General features: G+C 52.9%; 17 protein-coding genes. 14 read left to right on the forward strand and 3 right to left on the reverse strand.

Annotated elements, in window-relative coordinates; genetic code table 11:
- Window positions 1–104: 104 nt before the first annotated feature.
- Window positions 105–233, reverse strand: coding sequence for a hypothetical protein (locus OLTU_RS32900; RefSeq protein ID WP_281181199.1), 129 nt, complete (start codon window positions 231–233; stop codon window positions 105–107).
- A 79-nt stretch (window positions 234–312) separates the two neighbouring features.
- Between OLTU_RS32900 and OLTU_RS14310 the strand changes: the two genes are divergently transcribed.
- From OLTU_RS14310 to OLTU_RS14345, 8 genes are all read left to right on the forward strand, one after another.
- Window positions 313–561, forward strand: coding sequence for a hypothetical protein (locus tag OLTU_RS14310; protein ID WP_141733449.1), 249 nt, complete (start codon window positions 313–315; stop codon window positions 559–561).
- A gap of 262 nt (window positions 562–823) precedes the next feature.
- A complete protein-coding gene (locus OLTU_RS14315) occupies window positions 824–1,039 on the forward strand; it encodes a hypothetical protein (protein WP_141733450.1) in 216 nt (71 codons plus the stop codon).
- A gap of 40 nt (window positions 1,040–1,079) precedes the next feature.
- Window positions 1,080–1,469 (forward strand): hypothetical protein, encoded by a 390-nt coding sequence (locus OLTU_RS14320; RefSeq protein WP_141733451.1) that lies wholly within the window; start codon window positions 1,080–1,082, stop codon window positions 1,467–1,469.
- Between the two features lie 365 nt (window positions 1,470–1,834).
- The gene (locus tag OLTU_RS14325) at window positions 1,835–2,464 is read left to right on the forward strand and encodes a glutathione S-transferase family protein (RefSeq protein WP_141733452.1); all 630 of its coding nucleotides are present in this window, start codon (window positions 1,835–1,837) and stop codon (window positions 2,462–2,464) included.
- 11 nt (window positions 2,465–2,475) lie between these two features.
- The gene (locus OLTU_RS14330; protein ID WP_141733453.1) at window positions 2,476–3,966 is read left to right on the forward strand and encodes an aldehyde dehydrogenase family protein; all 1,491 of its coding nucleotides are present in this window, start codon (window positions 2,476–2,478) and stop codon (window positions 3,964–3,966) included.
- A 292-nt stretch (window positions 3,967–4,258) separates the two neighbouring features.
- The gene (locus OLTU_RS14335; RefSeq protein WP_141733454.1) at window positions 4,259–6,613 is read left to right on the forward strand and encodes a TonB-dependent receptor; all 2,355 of its coding nucleotides are present in this window, start codon (window positions 4,259–4,261) and stop codon (window positions 6,611–6,613) included.
- A gap of 291 nt (window positions 6,614–6,904) precedes the next feature.
- Window positions 6,905–7,525: an OmpA family protein gene (locus OLTU_RS14340; RefSeq protein WP_141733455.1), complete on the forward strand. Its 621-nt coding sequence runs from the start codon at window positions 6,905–6,907 to the stop codon at window positions 7,523–7,525.
- Window positions 7,526–7,590: 65 nt separating this feature from the next.
- Window positions 7,591–8,208 (forward strand): hypothetical protein, encoded by a 618-nt coding sequence (locus OLTU_RS14345; protein ID WP_141733456.1) that lies wholly within the window; start codon window positions 7,591–7,593, stop codon window positions 8,206–8,208.
- 69 nt (window positions 8,209–8,277) lie between these two features.
- Here OLTU_RS14345 and OLTU_RS14350 read toward each other — a convergent pair whose 3' ends face one another.
- Window positions 8,278–10,074, reverse strand: coding sequence for an extracellular solute-binding protein (locus OLTU_RS14350; RefSeq protein WP_176736623.1), 1,797 nt, complete (start codon window positions 10,072–10,074; stop codon window positions 8,278–8,280).
- 281 nt (window positions 10,075–10,355) lie between these two features.
- Here OLTU_RS14350 and OLTU_RS14355 point away from each other — a divergent pair, with 281 nt between their 5' ends.
- Together OLTU_RS14355 and OLTU_RS14360 are read left to right on the forward strand one after the other, a co-directional pair.
- On the forward strand, window positions 10,356–10,778 hold the full coding sequence (locus OLTU_RS14355; protein WP_141733458.1) for a hypothetical protein: 423 nt from the start codon (window positions 10,356–10,358) through the stop codon (window positions 10,776–10,778).
- 43 nt (window positions 10,779–10,821) lie between these two features.
- Window positions 10,822–11,976, forward strand: coding sequence for a hypothetical protein (locus OLTU_RS14360; RefSeq protein WP_141733459.1), 1,155 nt, complete (start codon window positions 10,822–10,824; stop codon window positions 11,974–11,976).
- A 19-nt stretch (window positions 11,977–11,995) separates the two neighbouring features.
- Here the strand turns inward: OLTU_RS14360 and OLTU_RS14365 are convergent, their stop codons facing one another.
- Window positions 11,996–14,803 (reverse strand): 7TM diverse intracellular signaling domain-containing protein, encoded by a 2,808-nt coding sequence (locus tag OLTU_RS14365; RefSeq protein WP_141733460.1) that lies wholly within the window; start codon window positions 14,801–14,803, stop codon window positions 11,996–11,998.
- A 134-nt stretch (window positions 14,804–14,937) separates the two neighbouring features.
- On the opposite strand from OLTU_RS14365, the gene OLTU_RS14370 reads away from it, so the two are divergent.
- From OLTU_RS14370 to OLTU_RS14385, 4 genes are all read left to right on the forward strand, one after another.
- Complete coding sequence (locus tag OLTU_RS14370; protein WP_141733461.1) at window positions 14,938–15,666, forward strand: hypothetical protein; 729 nt, start codon at window positions 14,938–14,940, stop codon at window positions 15,664–15,666.
- A gap of 313 nt (window positions 15,667–15,979) precedes the next feature.
- Window positions 15,980–17,959, forward strand: a complete 1,980-nt coding sequence (locus OLTU_RS14375; protein WP_218110039.1) for a hypothetical protein — start codon at window positions 15,980–15,982, stop codon at window positions 17,957–17,959.
- A gap of 13 nt (window positions 17,960–17,972) precedes the next feature.
- A complete protein-coding gene (locus tag OLTU_RS14380; RefSeq protein ID WP_141733463.1) occupies window positions 17,973–18,437 on the forward strand; it encodes a DUF4279 domain-containing protein in 465 nt (154 codons plus the stop codon).
- Between the two features lie 400 nt (window positions 18,438–18,837).
- Complete coding sequence (locus OLTU_RS14385; RefSeq protein WP_141733464.1) at window positions 18,838–19,599, forward strand: hypothetical protein; 762 nt, start codon at window positions 18,838–18,840, stop codon at window positions 19,597–19,599.
- Window positions 19,600–19,810: the final 211 nt, after the last annotated feature.

Below are 19,810 nucleotides of genomic sequence, written 5' to 3' on the forward strand. Positions count from 1 at the left end.
CCTTGCGTATAAAATACTACGTCACATATTGAATCAGCGCCCTTCAGCTAACTTCTTGCTTCCCCATACTATCCTCCCTGATAAGTGATTAGGTTATCAGAGTGTCAGGTGAAATGAGGCCACTTCAACCGATCACGGGAAATCGCCGTAAGAAAATCATTCATGGTGCAATCAATATAAAAACTGGTGACGTTGAACTTCTTATCACCAAACTCTGGAACCAGGAAACGCATCAGGTTTTCTTACTTATCCGATCTCACTAGCGTGGATTGGGGCATTTCCAAGCTCCTGACCGGAGTCAAGCGCATTATCATGAAGCCGATGCTGCCTGGCGGGCAGACCGGTGCAATATCAATAGCCAGTTCAATTTTTGCTAAGAACGGGTGCGTTCAAACTGCAAGCGCAAAATATCCTTTTGAGTTTACTGAGTATTACTTTAAAAAGCTTTCGGAAACAGGTAGAAAAAGTCCTTTCTTGATAGCAAGAGAGGTTCTTGAATCAGGAAGAAGAATAGGCGTGGATCGTAAGCCGGGATTTTTCAGATATGAAACAGAATATTAGGGAATGATATACAACCCTGCAACTCGTGAAGTTTGGTATCTTCAACCAATAAGGTGAAGTATATGTGCATGCAGACCTTTGCAATTATTCACGCCATTCGACTTGAGAACGGCGTGACTCATTCCGAGCGCTTGGAAAGAGACCTCGGCCTCAACCCCGTTAATATTACCGAAGACGATCGACGAAATTTGCCAGACATCTATCGTGAACTGTTTGGCGCGAAGTGCGAAAGTTTTTTTTCATATCTTTGGTCGAATCTTATATGAAGGAACTTGCGAAGACTCCCTTTCACGATACCGAAGATCTGATTGGTGTCCTTGATCTTCTGCAGGGCGTTATCATGACAGCTAGGATTCAGTATCAGATTGCAGTGCACCGTGATCTTTACGCTTTTGCTCAGAAGTATGATAGGCTTGATGATGAAGAAGTAAGATTGAGTCTGCATAAAGATGCAAGAGAAAAGTATAAGCAGGTTTGATTTTTTCGAGTAGTCCAGGAGACAAAGATCCGAGGTTTGAATGATGGAAAGTGATTTTTTAGAACTTCCTTGGCATGATTCTGTGATCTTGAATATAAATATTGATCGCTCCAATCCAGGCGAAGTCGATGAACTTGTCTTGAAGGTCGATTGGCCGGAAGGAAATCAGAGTTTTTTGAGGTTTGTGAAGTGTTATTGGATCTTGCTTCAAATGAATATGGGTTTTAACGCCCTTGAGTCTGTGCTCACAGCTGACCACATGGTTGAGAGTGAGACCCTGTCGGAGGTCAAGCAAGTTTGGAAAGGAATGGGAAGAGACTTGGAAGGATTGAATCATTTTATAATTGAGACAAATACAACAGCCGGCAAGATTGAAATCATTTGTAAGCAGCTTGAAATTACCGCGGTAGGCGAACCCATTAAGGAGTGATTACGCCACGTCCGGTCAACTTGAAAAAAAATCTGGCTCTCGGGATTGAATTGTCTGCGATGCTGGAAGACACAGACTTTCCAGCAGCAATATTCGAATCAGGGCCTCGCAAACCACTGAAGGGAGTACGAGCCCGCCGCTTTAAAGCTTGGGCTGTCAAATCGATTCCTTGCGTATAAAATACTACGTCACATATTAAATCAAAACCCTTCAGCCTTCCCACTATCTCCGGCCCCTCAAATTCCTCCTAAAATTGGATTTACGTAAGGATCATGAAGATCCATTGCGCCTTTCGGAATTTATCTCTACAAAACGAGTGTTCTCATCGACAAAAAGTCCAGTAACTTCGCACGCAAAGGAAGCCTATGAAGCTCTACGTGGATCCTATTACGGTGAATTGCCGTAAAGTGCTGGCAGGTTTTGAGCTGCTGGAAGTTGACTACGAATTAATTTTTGTCGACTCCCTGCATGCCGTGCTTCCCGCTCTGGCTGATGGTGAACTGGTTCTTTGGGAACCCAATGCAATCCTGCAGTATGCAGCGGAAAATTCGGATGGCAGTCCTTACTATCCTCCGGATCGTGCGACCCGCGCCGAGATTCGCCGTTGGATGCTATGGGAATCATCATCATGGTATCCGAGTTGTTATGTGCTGATGGTGGAAGGGTCGGTGAAACCCATCCTTGGGCAGCCTGCGGACCGGCGTGTCCTTGTTGAGCAGGAGAAAAATTTTCATCGACTCGCGCATACCCTGGACGCGCGGCTGGCGCAAAACCCCTGGCTCTGCGGCACGGACATGACGCTGGCCGACCTTGTGGTGGCGGCGCCGCTTTATCTGCATCCTTATCAAAAGTTGCCCATCGAGGATCATAAGTATTTGCAACGGTGGCTGACAGAACGTATGAGTTGTTTGCCCTGCTGGAGTCAGGTGCATGAAAGCCGTTCGCTGGATGGAGCGAACCGCGAGGATATATCAATGGCTCTGTTTGATAATTGAAAGGAAAGAAAATGGGATTGATCGGAACAGTCAACTCAACCGTTCGGAGTTTTTTGAGCCAGCCTCATCGGCTCTGGATCGATGGGCAATGGGTAGCTGCGGCCAGTGGCCAAAGCTTTCCCGTGGAAAATCCGGCTAACGGTGACACGATCAGCCAGGTTGCCAAAGGGGATGCGGCGGATATTGACCGTGCGGTGCGTGCGGCACGCGCGGCCTTTGAAGGTCCGTGGTCGCAGCTCTCAGCCAGTGCCCGCGGGCGTCTCCTGTGGCGTCTCGCGGATCTGATCGATCAAAACGCCGATGAGCTGGCTCAACTTGAATCCTTGGATAATGGCAAACCCATCACGGTGGCCCGCGCGGGCGATGTGCCTTTGGCGGCGGATATCTTCCGTTACATGGCCGGCTGGTCCACCAAAATCAGCGGCAAGACCTTTCCCATTTCCGTGCCCTATACACCCGGTGCTGAGTATTTCGCCTACACTACCAAGGAAGCCGTGGGTGTGGTGGGACAGATCATTCCCTGGAATTTTCCTTTGCTCATGGCCGCCTGGAAACTGGCACCGGCTTTGGCGGCCGGCTGCACGGTCGTGCTGAAACCTGCCGAGCAAACACCGCTGTCGGCACTGCGGCTGGGTCAGCTGATCCAGGATGCGGGATTTCCGTCGGGCGTTGTCAACATCGTTACGGGTTTCGGTGAAGCCGGCGCGCACCTTGCGCAGCATCCGGGTGTGGATAAGGTCGCGTTCACTGGATCGACGGAAGTCGGACGCTTGATCGTTGCAGCGGCGGCGGGCAACCTGAAGAAGGTGACGCTCGAACTCGGCGGCAAGTCGCCGAATATCATTTTTGATGATGCGGATCTCGACGTGGCCATTCCCGGGGCGGCCAACGCCATCTTCTTTAACCATGGGCAATGCTGCTGTGCCGGCTCGCGGCTTTATATTCACGACAAGGTGTACGACAAGGTGCTGGCCGGCATCACCCAGATCGCGCAGACGATACAACTGGGTGAAGGCCTCGATCCCAAAACGCAGATGGGGCCTCTGGTGTCGCGGGAACAGCTCGATCGCGTCTGCTCCTATGTGCGATCCGGAGTGGAATCAGGAGCCCGCGTGGTGGTCGGCGGGCGCAGTCTGGAAAAAGCGGGTTACTTCATGCAGCCGACCATACTCACCGAAACCCGGCCGGATATGAAAGTCGTGCGTGAGGAAATTTTCGGACCGGTGATGACGGCCATGCGCTTCACGGATACCGAGGATCTTTTGCGCCAGGCCAATGACACCGAATATGGTCTGGCCGCCGGACTCTGGACCCGCGACGTGAGAAAGGCTCATCAGGTCAGTGCACGCCTGCGGGCCGGGACCACCTGGATCAATTGTTATAATATCTTCGATGCCGCTCTGCCGTTCGGTGGATATAAGCAATCAGGATGGGGGAGGGAAATGGGCGAGGATGCTGTGAACCTCTACCTTGAAACCAAGTCCGTTTGTCTTCTTAAGTGACGGTCTGCCGGGCCTGCATTGCAGGCCCTTTATCTCTCTCCTTGTCACTCTCCCGGCCCCGCACCGCAGGCTTTTACCCCGCCGGCTGCTCTCCCGGCCCACTCTCCCGGCCCCGCAGTCCACCCCCCATGAAAAAATCTAAAGCCATCTCGAAGCCCCTATCCTGGCTTTTTTTTGCCCAACATCTTTGGTAAGAAACTTAACTAAGTACGAACATTCTGGTTGCCAAGGCTTTGCAATCGGAATATCTCTGCGACAGCCCTTCTGATATGGGATAACAGGAGTAAAAAACATGCGAACGGTATTTTTGCTGGGAATTCTTCCCGGCCTCGCGCTAGCTTTGCCTTCCGCCCAGGCGCAAGAGGACAAGGAGAAGGAGAACAAGACGGAACCGGAAGCCACCGAGCGTGTCTCCGTCACCGCCACCAAACGCTCCACTCTCGTGCAGGATACACCCCTGGCGGTCACGGCGGTGACGCAGCGGGATCTGGACCGCGCCCAGGTCAAGGACCTCAGCAGTTTGCAGACCATGGTGCCGAATCTGAGCATCGAGCAGCATGGAGACTCCGGAGGCGTGCATGTCTTCCTGCGGGGCGTGGGCTCCACCAACCATACCGAGCTGGGTGACCCGGCCGTGGCCTTTCATGTGGACGGGATCTATTCCCCAAGGCCGCAGGGAGCGACGGCCTTGATGTATGATCTTTCGCATGTGGAAGTCGCCCGGGGACCACAGGGAACCCTGTTTGGACGCAACGCCACAGCGGGGTCGGTAAACCTGGTGACTCAGAAACCGCGGCTCTTCGATAGCGGCGGATTCACCAGCATGGTGTTTGGGAATTACAACCGCCTCGCTCTGCAAGGGGCCATGAATATCCCTCTGGGTGAGACAGCAGCCCTGCGGGTGGCGGCTATCACCGACAAACACGATGGTTATGTCGATTTCCAGGAACGCTCCACCGTGCAGCCGGGAACACGAAAATACATGGCCGGAGATCAAAGTGGAACGCGGGCGACGCTGCTTTGGGAGCCAGGCGATGCCCTGACCACGACCCTCGCGGTGGAAGGTTATCGCGATAACGGCACCGGCAGCATTGCCCTGATGCAAAAACCCCGGGACGGACAGAAACGTTATTCAGCTCTGGTCGACACGCCGGGCAACCTGGATCAGAGCACCATCACCTGGCGTGGCCGCATCGATTACCGTCCGCTGGAATCCATTGAATTGAGTTATATCGGCAGCTGGTCGCGCTTGAAGCGGGAAAACTCCAGTGACTATGATGCCGGCACCCTGCCAGGATTCAAGCAGGAACATCGCACGGAATCCTCGCAGTTTGATAGCGATTCGCATGAACTGCAGGTGAAGTCGATCGACACCAGCGCCTTCCAATGGCTGCTGGGACTCTTCACCATTCGTGAGGATAACGCCATCCGTTTCGATATTGATGTCACCCAGGTCCAGGTGCCCGATGCGAATGCGGCCATCCCTCCTTATCCCACGCAGCCGACGGATACGGCATGGGCGATGTCATTCATTCAACCCAAGCGGACCCTGGAATCCGAGGCCGTTTTTGGTCAGGGAACCCTGAGCCTCACCGATACGTTTCGTGTCACCCTCGGCGCGCGTGCCACGACCGAGAAAAAAGAGGACGTCGGCGGCCGCAACTGGGTTTGTCCGGATTTTGGTGCCACGCTGGGCAATGGCGGACAAGTGATCGGACCTGGCGGCCCGGTGAATGAGGCAAGCTGCGGCAGTGTTTATGCACCCGGAACCTGGCCCGGTGGTGGCGCGAATGATGCGAAAACAGAGGATGCGGCCAACACCTGGCTTGCGCGTTTGGAAGCCAATCCCGCGGCCAATCTCATGACGTATTTGACTGTTTCCACCGGTTTCAAATCGGGTGGTCTGAGCGATGGCGGCCGTCGTCACAAACCGGAGTTTCTCACCAACTATGAATGGGGTGTGAAGTCGGAATTCCTGGAGCGGCGCCTGGCCCTCAACCTCGCCGCCTTCTTAATGAAGTACAAGGATATGCAGGTGGCGGCGATCGAATATCAGCCCAATGGCCAGCAGCAGCTCGTCACGAGCAATGCAGCCGCCGCCACCATCAAGGGCCTCGAGGCGGAACTCAGCTGGCGGATTACCCGAACCAATCGTCTGGTTGGACATGGCTCCATGCTCGATGCGCGCTACGACGATTTTCTAAGTTGTGACTCCGCCCTCCTCGATTGCACGCAACCCGAAAATGCCGTGAACCTGAAGGGCAATGTTCTGCCTCATGCGCCACGCCTGTCATTCAGCGCCGCCTATGAGCATGATGTCCCGCTCGCGGAAGGAGCGATGCTGATGCCAAGGGTGCAGGCGCACTATCAAACGAAATCGTATCTGAATGCCTTCAACGAGGCACCTTCCACCGAGGAAAAATCCGGCTCTTTCTCGGGCGCCCGCACGCAGAAGGCTTACAGCACAGTGGATGCAAGCCTTCGCTATCAGGTCGCGAGAAATGTCTGGTTTGTTGAGTCTTTCGTTGTGAATGCCAGCGATGAAGCCGTAAAAACCGATGCCAGCTGGATTGCAGAATCCAGCACCTGGACCTCGTTTTATAATCCGCCCCGCACCTACGGTGTAAAACTCGGGCATGAGTTTTAACGCCTGTCTTGAAAAGGAGTCCGCCCCGCTGCTCGCACAGGTCAGCAAGGGTGGACGCATTCCGCCGACTGCTGGAAATTTCATACAGCCGCGCCTACACCCGTTTGGACCTGCTGTTGCCGATTCCTAACAACTTCAAATGAAAACCCGTCCCCGAGGCGGTTGAGTTTGCTCTTCTCCAGACTTTTTGACAGGAAAGGCCACGGCCGGGTCTTGGCACGCATTCTGCTTGCCATCCTGTTCAGATTCGCAATGAAGGCGAGTCGGATCTAACATCCGGAGGAAGAGAGAATGAAAGCAGCCGTTACATTATTTTTGGCAACAGGTTTGGGCGTTGGACTCATGCATCCTGCGCTTTACGCAGAGGGCAAGGTCGAGCGGGCCGCTGAAAACGCAGCCAATAAAGTTGAACAAGCGGTCGAAAACCTGAAAACGGAAGCCTATGACCTGGTGGACAAGGATATCACCGCCGTTACATTCAAAAAAGGCAGCGCGACCCTGTCGAAGTCTGACGCCAGCTCTCTGCGCGCCGTGTACAAGGCCGTGCTCAACGATAACACCGTGGATAAGGTGATCGTGGCTGCCTGGGCCGACGAACAAATGCCAAGCGGTGGCAAGCTGTCGGATGCTCAGGTGGAACTCGCCGACAAACGCGCGGACGCGATCGAAAATCTTCTGGAAAAAATGGGTAACAAGAATGTTGATACCTATAACATGGCCAAGGACGCAACCTGGATCGGCAAGGTCTTCGAAACCCAAAACGCCGAAGTGAAGGAAGCCGTGAAAGGCACTCCAGCGGATGATCCGAACGCCAATCGCATCGCCCAACTGCTGGAAGCCAAGGGCGGCGTTTCCAAGGCCGTTGTCATCGTGAAACGCAATGTGCCGGCTCGTAAAGCGGCTTCCAACTAAGGGATTATGTGCCTCCGGGCACTGGACCATAGGGTAACACACTAAGCTTCATAAGAGGTAAAACCATGATCCGTAAAGCAGCTTCTCTCATTGCCTTGTCCCTGCTTATCCTGCCAGCCTGTGGTGATAACGACGATGATGATAAAAATGATAACGTCGTCGAGGAAATCCCCACCAACTATATCGGCCTCTATAAAACCGATTGCATTGCCAGCACCGCCCTGGACCTGAGCCACAGCATCCGTACCGTGGACATCCAGGCTGATGGCGGCTTCAGCCGGACCGAGGAGTATTTTGGTGATGAAGCCTGCCAGGACAGTGGTCTGGCCCTGCGCGTGGACGGTACCGTTCAGGAGAAAGGCGATTTGCCTGAGAATCCTCAGCTCGACATGCTGAATTTCTCGGTAAACGACGTCTACATCACCGTGAACAGCGATACGCTGAAAGATGTCCTGAACACCACCCGCTTCTGCGGTATCACCGACTGGGCCGTGGGTCAGGAACGTAATGTGGCCGGCGCTGACTGCCGCGGTTTTGCCATCAAGAAAGGCGACGTCATCCAGGAAGTGGTGGATGACCGCGAAGGCACCCTTTACTTCGGTAAAAACTTTGCCTTACTCCTTAATCAAACCAGCGATCGCCCCACTGAAATTGACGACGAGGTTCCTTATCACAAGCAATAACATGCTTGGAATGTGAGATCACAGCCAGACAGCTGATGCCAACCCTGGTCCGCGGACCGGGGTTGTGCTTTATGGGGCGCGAAAGGTGGTATCCACTCGCGTGACGGCTGGCAGGGCTTTGCCCTGGCGCATGGCGTCGCGAACGATGGTTTCCTGCTGGCGATCCACCCAGAAGAACCCACCGATGCCCGGATCAAAAAAGGAAAGACCATCGCTGATGCGCGTGCCGCTGGGATCCGGAAACTGAATCCAGCTCCAGTGAGCCAGCCGATAGAACGGGACCTCGAATAGGGGGATATAGCTGGCATCGTCGAAAACCCGCTGTTGAATCGCATGAGCCTGGGCGATGCGCTCGGATTCCGTTTCCGCTTGATCATAGGCCTCGATCAAGCGATCCAGATCCGGCAGGGCCGTGTTGGAAAAGTTGGAGTTGGGTCCCTTGCCGGCAAACTGGGAATGAAAGCGGGAGCGATATTCCGGGCGCAGCGGCGTGGTCCAGGCCCAGAAGGCGATGTCATGCTTCTTCTCACGAAAGAGCTTGAAAGCCTGGGTTGGGTCCAGCTGCTGGAGCCTGATGTCAAATCCCGCTTTGCGAGCGTCCTCCTGAAGCAGGAGAAGACGTGCTGTAAGGTTTGATTGGGTGTAGGTGAGGGTGGCGCTGAGCGTTTTTCCATCCTTGATGCGAATCCCTTCCGCATTGCGCACCTTCCAGCCGGCCTGGATCAAACGTTCATCCGCCTTTTTCAAATCATAGGGGCGGGCTTTGATGCGCGGGTTGGTGTAGGCCCCATAGCCCTGAGAAATCCCTTGCAGACGCTGGAAATCTCCCTGCAGGAGCTCCTGGATCACGCGCTCGATATTCATCGCATGGGCCAGCGCCTCGCGGACTCGTGGATCCTGGAAAGGCGCATGAGCCTGGTTGATGATCAGCGCATAATCATTGCGTGGCGTTTCATTGTAGGCCTGCAGCCGATGAATGTAACCCAGGCGAAAGGGTTCGTCGCGCGCCCCCGCATGCCAAAGATCGGGGCTGGTGATCGTCATGACATCCAGCGCGCCTGATTTCAGGTAGGAAAAGGCGACCGTCACATCACGGATCGGTTTGAAGATCACTTCATCCACATTGAAGCGATGGCGAAATAGGGGAAGATCCTGAGCCCACCAATCCTTTTTACGTGAAAAGACCAGCTTTTGGCCTTTTTCCACATCCGTGATCTGATAGGGTCCTGGGTTGGGCGGAATCTTCCAGTTGAAGTCGCTCACAAAATTCGCCTGGAGGGTTCCATAAAAGTGCCGTGGCATGGGTTTGATGTTGGTCAATGCCAGGCGATCCGCATCCGGAAGGACGAGCCGCACGGCGATGACCTCCTTGCCATCGCTCTCCTGAAAGGATTCCACCGTTTCAATGATCCTGGTATAAAAATCCTGCGACCATGGCGATTGGATGTGCGGTGAGCGCATGAAGGCGAGGGTGAATTCGTAATCCGCAGCCGTGATCGCTTTGCCATCGGACCAGCGCGCGGCTGGATTCAAACGATAATAAACGGTCCGTCCATCGGCAGCCAGGGCCCAGTGGGTGGCCAGCAGCGGCAGCCAGCGCTCATCATTGGGATGGGCGATGAGAAGGGAAAGATCGTTTTCATCCAGGTAACGGCGAAAGGCTGAGGCGGCATCCGGCCCGACCTGCCTGAGGGTCAGCGGAAAATCCGCAAGGGGGGCGATGATACGTCCGCCGCGTTGCGCTTTTGGACTGCCGAGAGGCTGGATCGCGGTTTCCGTTTGCCAGGACAAACCGCTCGGCGGCGGCCCGGCGAACAGAGGCATTGCCCATGACAGGAGCAGGATCAGGATGGGCCAGAGCTTCATGGAACACTCCCTCTTGCGCGGATTTCTTTGAATTATCCCGGTCTTGCGCCTGAACCTGGAAACCAGACCCTTACGCGACGCCATAGCACCGGCGTATGCAGATTTTTCTGCCATGATATCCCCGATTTGAAAAATGTGCGAGAGAAGCTGGGCCCAAGGCTGTCCATAACCGGACATGCACGGCGCGGATGCTGAGCCTGGGATGATTCAGGTTTTTGGCTGGCGCGGGCCTTGTAGAAGGTTGGGCGTTGCCCTTTACATCCAACGCCATGAGGTGACCCATGCTGTCCTTGAAAAACCTGTTCCTCTCCGCTGTGGCCTTTCTCCTTCTGAACGCCTGCGGAACCAGTCCAAAGGAAACGACTCGTCAGCCCAATCCTGTCGACCGGACGGAAACCACAGCAAAAGATTCCAGACCCCAGGCTCCCGTTACAGAGGCTCAGCCTACGGATATGCCCTCGAGTTCTGCCCGTGATGATGAAAGGACGGAAAATCCTGTTCCCACTCCAGCTCCTGTTTCGCCGCCAGTTCCCGCTTCCACTCCCACTCCCACACCTGCTCCTGAAACTGCTACGGCTCCTGCTCAGGATTCCAGCTCGATCATCCAGGTGAACTGCGCTTTCAACATCAACGGCAAGTCCTATGTAGGGAATTCCAAGGCTGAGTGCGACAAGCTGAAAAAGGATCTTGGTTTTCAGTTTTGATCGTGCGTGGCATAATGTAACGACCCAAGGATAAAGTGAGCCCATGAGCAAAGCATCAGGCAGAAGCTGGAAACGGGAACAGATTGAACAGATCAAAGCCCGTATCCGTGAAGAGCTGGCTCCGTTCCAGTCGTCGCTGGACCGTATTCCCTTTCTGTTGAACCGGATCGCCCAATCCGAGGAACAGGAGCTGGACCGCCTGATTTATACCATGACCATCCTCCACACGCATGTGCGGGAGGGGGGTCTGACAGATCTTCAGGTGAAGGAACTCTTTCAACTGGCTGATGCTTTGCTCACCCTTCAAAACATCAAACCCCGATCATCACCTCTGGCCTTTCTGTGGGGTGAGCTTCATATACTCAAAGCCCAGCTTCACATGAGTGATGGCCAGCCGCTCATGGCCTGTATTGAACAGCAGCTCGTGGAACATGTGTCCGGGGCCGATCTTCCTGGAGGAAAGTCCTTTCAAGCCCTGTCGCTGGCCCGGATGAGCCTGCGGCTCGGAGAAGCGCAGCTGGCGGCGCAGTATGTGGAACGTGCGATGGAACATGGTCTGGATCCGAACTTCCTGCCCTATGCGCAGCTGATGAAATTACGTTCCTTGCGCCTTGCGCATCGTCTGGACGAGGCCGATGCGTTTACATCGGATCTTTTGCGGGTGGAGCTTGATGAGCGCACACGCCGGGAGATTCAGTGGGAAGTGCTCTGCCGCCAGATCGTGCGCACGGGAAGCATCGATGGACTGATGGAAGTCATGAATCCGCGGCGGGATTTTTATCAGGCGAGTTACATCCTCGAAAGCTTTTTTTGGATACGTTCCATCGGGGGACTTCAGTGGATGGATCATCTGCCCAAACTGAAATCGCTGGGCCAGAAAAAAAATCTGAACTTCAAACCCCATGGCGTCTATCAACGCTGTGCGATCCAGCTGGAGCGGGCCTATGACAAGGAGATTCCGCTGGCGCATCGCCTCGCCCTGGTGAAGAAAACATTGCAGTCCGTTCACACCCTGCCGGACATCGACAAGGTTTTGCTCGTACATCTGGCTCTTCTGCGCTGGCTGATCCGCAGTCAATGCCGCGAGCTGGCCCGCTTCGTTTATTCCGAATACGCCAACCTCAGTCACAGGCTCTGCGGGACCTCGGATGCCCTGGGCGTTGCCATGGACCTGTCGCAAAAAACCTGGATGAAGTGAACACCCTGGCCTTCTGCAATCAAGCCGCAGCTTTCTGGACGAAAAAACGGGGTCCGATCGCGAAGACGAATTCAAAAGGAATGAAGTCCGGGTCGATCACCTTCTCGCCCGTCAGGAGGCGGATTTCAGCCGACCCGCCCTCGGAGCCAACATACTCCTTGACCGCGCTCATCCCAACGCCTCGCCCGGAAATTTCATTGGATGTCTCACAGGTACTGAACCCCGGCTCAAATATGAGGTAGGCAATATCCAGATCACCAAGACGCTGGTCTTCCGTGATCAGCCCGCGCTCGGTTGCAAGACGTCGTATGGCGCGCAGGTTGAGACCCCGGCCATCATCCCGATAACGAATCTGCAGCTGCTTGCCCATGATTTCCAACTGAACACTGATGTGGCCTTCAGCGGTCTTGCCTCGGGACACCCGCTCATCCGCGTTCTCGATGCCGTGATCCATGCTGTTGCGGATGATATGGATGAAAGCATTGCGTACCAATTCCTGGCCTTCGGTCGTCAGCTGAACGGTATTATCAACGATATCGATGCGAGGCGACTCCTTCTGGAGATCCCTGGCGAGCATCTCGGCATTGGAAAGCACTTCCCGGAATATGGATTCGGCGCGGGTGAACGCCATTTCATCGATGCTTTCCCGAATGGGCTTGACCTTGAGGCGAAGACTGGTGTCGCCCTCGGTTTCGGCAGAGAGCAGCGCCTGACGCAGCCTCTGTATGAAGTCTATCGTCATGCTGATCACATCCGTGGACGTCCGGCCGAGTTTGGTTTGATTGAGATACTGATACTGATCAAGCAAAGTACTGACACGATTATGATCGGCAAGCAGAGTATCCCGATCCCAATCCTTGGTGTTCTTCAGAACTCCGGAGAGATTCTGCTCTACATCGTGGATCACCGGCGTCAGGAGTTTGAGGCCGAGAGCCCGGGCTGCGCCCTTGATGGTATGCATGTTGATGAACAGGATCTTAACGACTTCCCGCTGCGGTTTCACATTGGCTTTCAGCAGCCGAATATTGTCGGCCATGAAGCGCTGGGACGAGTTGATGAAAACCCCGAACTGCCGGGCTGAAATTTCCAGGATTTCCGCGATAAAGCCCAATTCCTTGGATTTTTCGGCCGCATCGCTTTCGAGCTGCTTCATGGCCGTCACATCCTTGACCGAAACGAGGAATTTTTCGACGTTCCCTTCCTTGTCAACCACGGGGTTCCAATCAAATTGCATGATCCGCTCCTCCTGACCGAAGCGGAAACGGGCTTCGGTGGGCAGGAGATGGCTGTTGGTATCGAAGTTCAACGCGTCTTCACCGAGGCAGCTCTGCAGAACGCTTTCGGCCTGGCTGGCAACTTCCCGACTGATCAGAGCGTTACCGAAAATCAGTTCAATGGCATTCCTGCCAGCGATCTGGTTGACATTGAAAAGGTGTTTCACTGACATCGAATGGGTGTCGGTGATCTCCAGGTTTTCTTTTCGCACGACCAGGATACCGATCTGGATATGGCGCAGAATGGATTTGATTTCCCGCGTCTGCTCCTCGACCATGCGTTCCAGATTGTTATTGAGGGAAACGACGATGTCGTGTTCCTTGGTCAGTTCCGCATTCAAATTCTCGATTTTGTCGAAGGCATTCTTTTCGCTGATTCGAATCTTGTCCGCTATGGCCAGGGAGAGGAGCATGACCTCGATAGCTGATCCGATCAGAGTCCCCCACTCGGAGAAAAAGGTCACAGGAAAGGATCCTGCTAGCATGGCCGACCGAATCAGGGAGGCCACCAGCACTGCAAGCCAGGCCACTGTAAAGAAATAAGCAGGACGGTAGCGATTCCAGCAGCACACAAAGCCGGCGACCGTAACGGCGATGGCCGCACTGAAGGTCGACAGGATCATCAACTTGATACCGGTATTATAGGAATCGAGAAGGCCAAGGCACGCCACGACAGGCAGAATGAACGTGATCCAACAGCTTCTTTGAAGCCAGGGATGACGGTTGCGAAGAGACAGGAACATGATCGTAAAAAGGCAGGCAGCCATCACGGACAGGCCCGTGAAGATGATGGCGCCTTCGTTCATGAACCACGTATCCTGGCTGAAATGAGTCGTCAGTCCGGAAAAGCCGAGTTGCTGCAGTGCCACGGTGACGATAAAGATCACATAAACAAAATATACGAGCTTGCGCAGCTGGAGCCAGATACAAAAATTGTAAACGGCCATGCAGAAGAGGATGCTCATCATGGAATAGATGAAAGCATACTCCATCGTCTTTTTGTCAGAAAAATTCTGTTCCGTGTTGGCATTGACGTAAAACAGGCCACTGCCGTTCGTCTGCATTCTCATGATGAGCACGGAATCGCCGGGTGGAAGTTCCATTTTGAAAGTGGGCAAGCGATACGAAACGGCATTGGGATCTCTCACGGACCTGTCTCCGCCCCGGGCATGAGCCATGACTTCGCCCGTCGGGGACAATTGCCAGAAATCCATGGAATCGACCTGGGCATATTCCTGCGTAACATACAGGATCAGGGGATGAGGACTGGTATTTTTCAAAGTCACCCGGGCCCACCATGCCGAACCAGAAAGCCCGAAATTGGGAGTCTTGCGGTCCAGTGGCGCAAAGCGCTGTTGAAAGAGTGGGTCCGCGAGAGTTTCCGCTGTATAGACCGAAGTGGGGTCCTCCTGATACCAAAGCCAGTTGTTAAGACTAAGCTGGCCCTGGTTTCCATTCACCTCCAGAATCATCTGCTCGGCCAAGGCCCGTTCGGAAAAACTGAAGGTTATGGCAAGACACAAAAGAAGGACGACTTGCAGACTCTTTTTCATGATGTGGCTCCTCTTCCTGTAATTTCGGCCACTTTGTCAACATATTGATGGCTTCCCTTGGAGCTTTTCCGAAAAGTATGGTTCGGTTAGGATGGCCATCCGTATTCCACGAAGTCTGATAGGGAGAGACCAGTATGGAAAACGAGGAGATCCTTAAGGTGTTGAAAAAGGAAGCTGGCACGACGCGCCAGCCGCAGCTGGCCTTGGCAAAAACCAGATTCCTTCAGGGAAAGATGAGCGCCCAAGCCTTCGAAAGTTTTAATCGGCGATTGGCCGCCGGGATGGGCCTCAGGTTTGCCCTCTTTTTTGGACTGTTGCAGTATGGCTTGGGATGGCTGATCAGTGGCAAAGTGCCAACTTTTCGTTCGCTGGCCACGCAACTACCGGGATATGCCGCGGCCGGTCTTATCTTTGGTTTCGCCATGTATTTTGCGGTCGTGCGTCCCGGCATGAAGCGCATCATCAGCCTCAAGCAGGACATCGGAGCCGATGTCGACGTTATCCCGAATGCGAAACTCGGACAATGTCCGACTTGCGGTGCTGAACATTCCAGGAAGGTCATGACCGCGACCGATCCGATGGTGCTTCACTATATTTTGAATCCCGGTGTCGCCTTCGCCGAACTCCTGTTTGGTATCAGGATTCCGGCCGAGGCGTCCAGGTGCCTCGCGTGCGGTACGGTTTTCCACTCATGTCACAGCTGCTCCCGAAGCTTCGATAGTTTGGACCTGGCAGGCAGAAGATTCCATCGCGGTATCCGCTGCCCTCATTGCTCCGGGGTGATTCCAGCACGCTTGAATCTTCTTACAAGAGCGATCTTGAAAGTTGCTGGATGGGTGAGAGGAAAGGGGGACTCACAATAACAGTTTAGCCATCGCTCATCTCATTGAGCTCCGCATGACCCCGGCCAGAGAGGTAGGGCGGTTGAGCTGAAAATGTCATAATATTAGTCTGTTGAAGTAACGAACCGCTGAGAACGAAATCTCGTATCCACTAAGTCAAAAAGACTGTATTTTTGCTTGCGGAAACCAGCCTTTTGCTATAAACCGCAGAGTGGTTGGGAATAGTCCCACTTTATTAGAGAGTGCCCAACTGGGCTTTAAATCCAGGTAGAAGGACTGTTCAATGACACGACGCAAGCGCACCATATTCTCCAGAGTCCTATCCATAATTCTTATGATCGCAACCCCAATGTCCCAGGCTCAGACCACTTTAGGGGGACGTGTCAGTGCGCCTGCCAGCGTTGGCGGTGCAGTATGGGAGACAGCGGCGCGCAAAGTATATGAGGATGAAGGAATAAGCCCTATTCCTTCAGGTGAGCTTCAGGAATTGAGTCGGTATTTCTTTGCGGATTATCTCGGCTATCTTAACGCCATCGGACTTGAGCTGGCTTCTTTTGAAATTTCACTCACAGGTCGCAAGGAAATTAAGGATCGCGGCGAATGCTCGGACGCGACCATTAAAGCCTTTAACGAGCTATTGACCAATAGCGTACAGTCTGACCTTTACACTTTTACTGATGTCTATTGCAGCAATGCCTGCAGGCAAAAAGCCGAGTTCGACTTCGGTTTGATCGCCAACTTTAAAGAGCCAGACGGCCTTCCACAAAGCTGCGCTGATAGGGCGCGAGAGATGTACGATACCTACCATTGTAATTTGGCTGGTGATGTGGCGCCTATCATACGCGATTCGGATTTGACGGGTGGACCTATTGTAATACCATCAATAGGAACTCACTCTTCTGTCTCCCCGGACGTTGGCTCGGGTGAAAAACTTATTCCAAAGGACCTCAGAAGCACGACCTCAAGAATTGACCCAGATTTGCCAGTCCGTGGAGGTACCATAGGCGGATCCAAATTCACCCCTATACCCAAAATTCCTTTGATAAGCCGTTTTGAAGCGGATCGTGAATTCAAGAACGTCCTTTCGAAACAAAAGAAGACTTGTACCCAGAAACGTTCCGATCTCCTGCGTCAGACCTTTGCTGCTCCGGGCACACAACCCAGTGGCAGCCCAGCAACATCGCCTGTAAAAGACTCGACTGACCCACGGTGGACGACCACTGATGACTCCATACCTGGAGATGAGGACAAGCTGGTAACGACTGAACCCAGGAATCCTGCATGTAAGTCTTCCGGTCCCGCCATGATTGATCGGTTTGCAAGTTTACGTGCCGCCTATAACAGAATTGCCAACGAGAAAATTGCCGAATCCCTCGTGCATTGGCCACTCTACAGTGATGATGGCTCGTTGGATACGAACCTGGTACGGTCCATTCGTGCGACTGCCGACAGCTTCTTTCATGGTTTGCTCAGTGAAATTGAAGCACAGAACCGGCGCGTGTGTGGTGCTGGAGGTACCTCTCTGATTGCAGATACGGCTACTATTGGCGGGCGCGAGTATATTGTTTCGGGCCACGATATAAATACAGGCACAGTCGTTACACCGGACAATGAAGAAGAGGAAGTCGAGGAACCGGTTACAGTATCGACTTATTTTAGTGCGAACCGGGCTCTTGTGGACGCGTTTATCAACGGCATGACGTTTGGTGCGGAGTCGACCGGGGCAGCGACACATACTGAAACTAGAGCCGGAGAAATTGCCTCCGGAGTCATAGCCGGGGCCATTGCTCCAGAAGACATTGGTTCGGAAGCGGCTGCGGGGCCTTATGGTCGCAATGCGAAGGAAATTGAAAATCTGACAAGGCGATATCTTGCCCAAGGCAATTACCATGGGCTTAAGAAATTCGCTGCTGAATTCGCGGGTGGAATGATCCTGGGGGGAGTCGCTGGTGGAGCCGCCGTTGTCGGCTCCAAGCTTACCGCCACCATGGCAAGTGGAAGAATTTCTGCTCTTTTCGCGGCGATGCGATTCGCCATCATGCGCCCGTTTATGGTTGGTGCCGAGTCCGGTGCGATAAACTGGGGAATCAAAGTCTTACAAACCGGTGGCAGAACCCTCGAGGAACGTACGGCTAAAGCACTAAATCAGGCGACTGGACGAAGCTTGAATAAAAGAGAATGGGGTAAGGCTCTTGAGAGATTGAAGGATGATTTGGGCTTGCGTAACGATCACCATGGTAAGATTCTATCAAATGGTGATTATCTGGATACAAATGGTAGGAATCTTGGCAATCTCATAGAATACTTATTTTGAGAGAACAAAACCGATGGATGAGTCCGTTAATTCCACCGATGCATTGGAATGTAGAGTCAAACTTTTGATTTATCCCGGGGATCTTGACCCCGAAAAGGTGACCGAAATACTGGGTATCACCCCAACAGAAATCTTCAAGAAGGGGCAGATAAGTGGCCCCAATTCCCTGGGCCGGGTTAGGATCAATAAAAACAACTGTTGGTTTCTGATCTCAGATGAAGTGTTAAAGTCAAATATGCTTGTAGAGCATATGGATTGGATGCTTGATAAGCTTTCACTGGCCAAGTCTGGCCTGGACGTGTTGAAAACTGTTCCCGGCGTCAGCATTTCCTTCAGGTGCACCTGGTGGACAAAAGATGGTGGATGGTTTACTTTCACTGCAAATCAGCTCAAAAAAATAGCTGACCTTGGTTTGGATCTTGAGTTTGAGATAGCTGCCTATCCCGACGACAAAGACTCAAATGACCAATCGCTTTGAACTGTGTGTGTAATTGTTGCGACTACCACTAGCCTTGAGTCACATGCCTGACCATGCCTATTACTTGAGGCCTTCAAGTAGCTAGCATCAGTACGGCTTTCATTCCCTAAGTATTCAGCGATTGCAACACCAGGACTATCATGTCCGGTTTGAGAATAAAATTGCACTTGCCATTTCAGTGGAAATGGTTTTGTGGCGTGTCCGGTGATTGGCTCGATTCGAATGGATACCGAGATACTCCATATTGTCTCAGCCGAATCTTGCCAAATTATACCTAATTCTTACTGTCGACATTCCCAACACAATCATCCAATACAAACAGATCCAATGCTGCGAACTCCACAGGATATGCGAGGCACAGGTCATGCATCATGGCATCACTTAACCCAAGAGGAAAATCATGATTTCAAAAAGTCTGACTGTGCTCGCGCTCATTATTTCCCTGGCAGCCTGCAAGAAAGAGAATGATTCCGACTCGCCCTCAGCGACGCTTGAAAATGGATTTTATATGGAAGAGACTCTTTGCGATGAGAGCCAGTACATTAATGCCACTTACATCTCAGGCGAGAACTTCAGCCAAGCCTATCTCTACGTAACTCCGGAAACATGTAATGCGAAAAGCATTTCCGATGTCAACGTCCTTGCTTACAGTTTGGAACCAGCTGGTAAATTTTCTGACTTCATCAATGAAGCTGCAGGCGCGGGTTATACTGTCCTTGTTCAGGACGGAGTCATCCATATCGCGGCCAATGATGGGAGTATGAAAATCACGCGAACCAAAAAGCTCGATGGTATGGATCGAAACAAGGAAATTAGTTTGAACGTATCTGAGGTGGACATCAAGAAGCAGGATGATATGAGAAATATTAGTCTCAGAGTCAGCGTCAACGGCCCTCAACTGAATTATGAGCCTTCCATGTGGTGTGACTCATCGGTAGAAGCTGGATCGACTACACGCCTCGAAAAGGTAGAGTTCCAAGGGCAAAGTCCGTCATTTACCCTGCAAGCCGTAGTCAACGATCCCACAGACTCCAACCGTTATACCTTTCCTGCCAAATGCCAAGTATCCATCGGCATCTTTGTGGAGTCCGAGGAAATTCCAGGAACCGTATCGCGCACTCTTCTCGATTTGGCATTTGGGAACCGGCTGGTTGTAGAATAATGCCAGAATCGACAGAGCACGGCCTTCGATCTACCTCGATCATATGAAACGGCAAATGGTCCCGAAGGGAATGTTTCCTGGAGTTTCCGGAGAATCTCAGGATTTGACTGCAGGTAAATGCGATAGCAGTCCTGGAGGTGATGGTCCACCGTTTCGCCAAAAAACCAAATCCTCATTTTTGCGCCAAAATTCTACTTTCGAATGTATGGTA

This window comes from Oligoflexus tunisiensis, from assembly GCF_001748245.1.
In the GTDB taxonomy this organism is placed as follows: domain Bacteria; phylum Bdellovibrionota_B; class Oligoflexia; order Oligoflexales; family Oligoflexaceae; genus Oligoflexus; species Oligoflexus tunisiensis.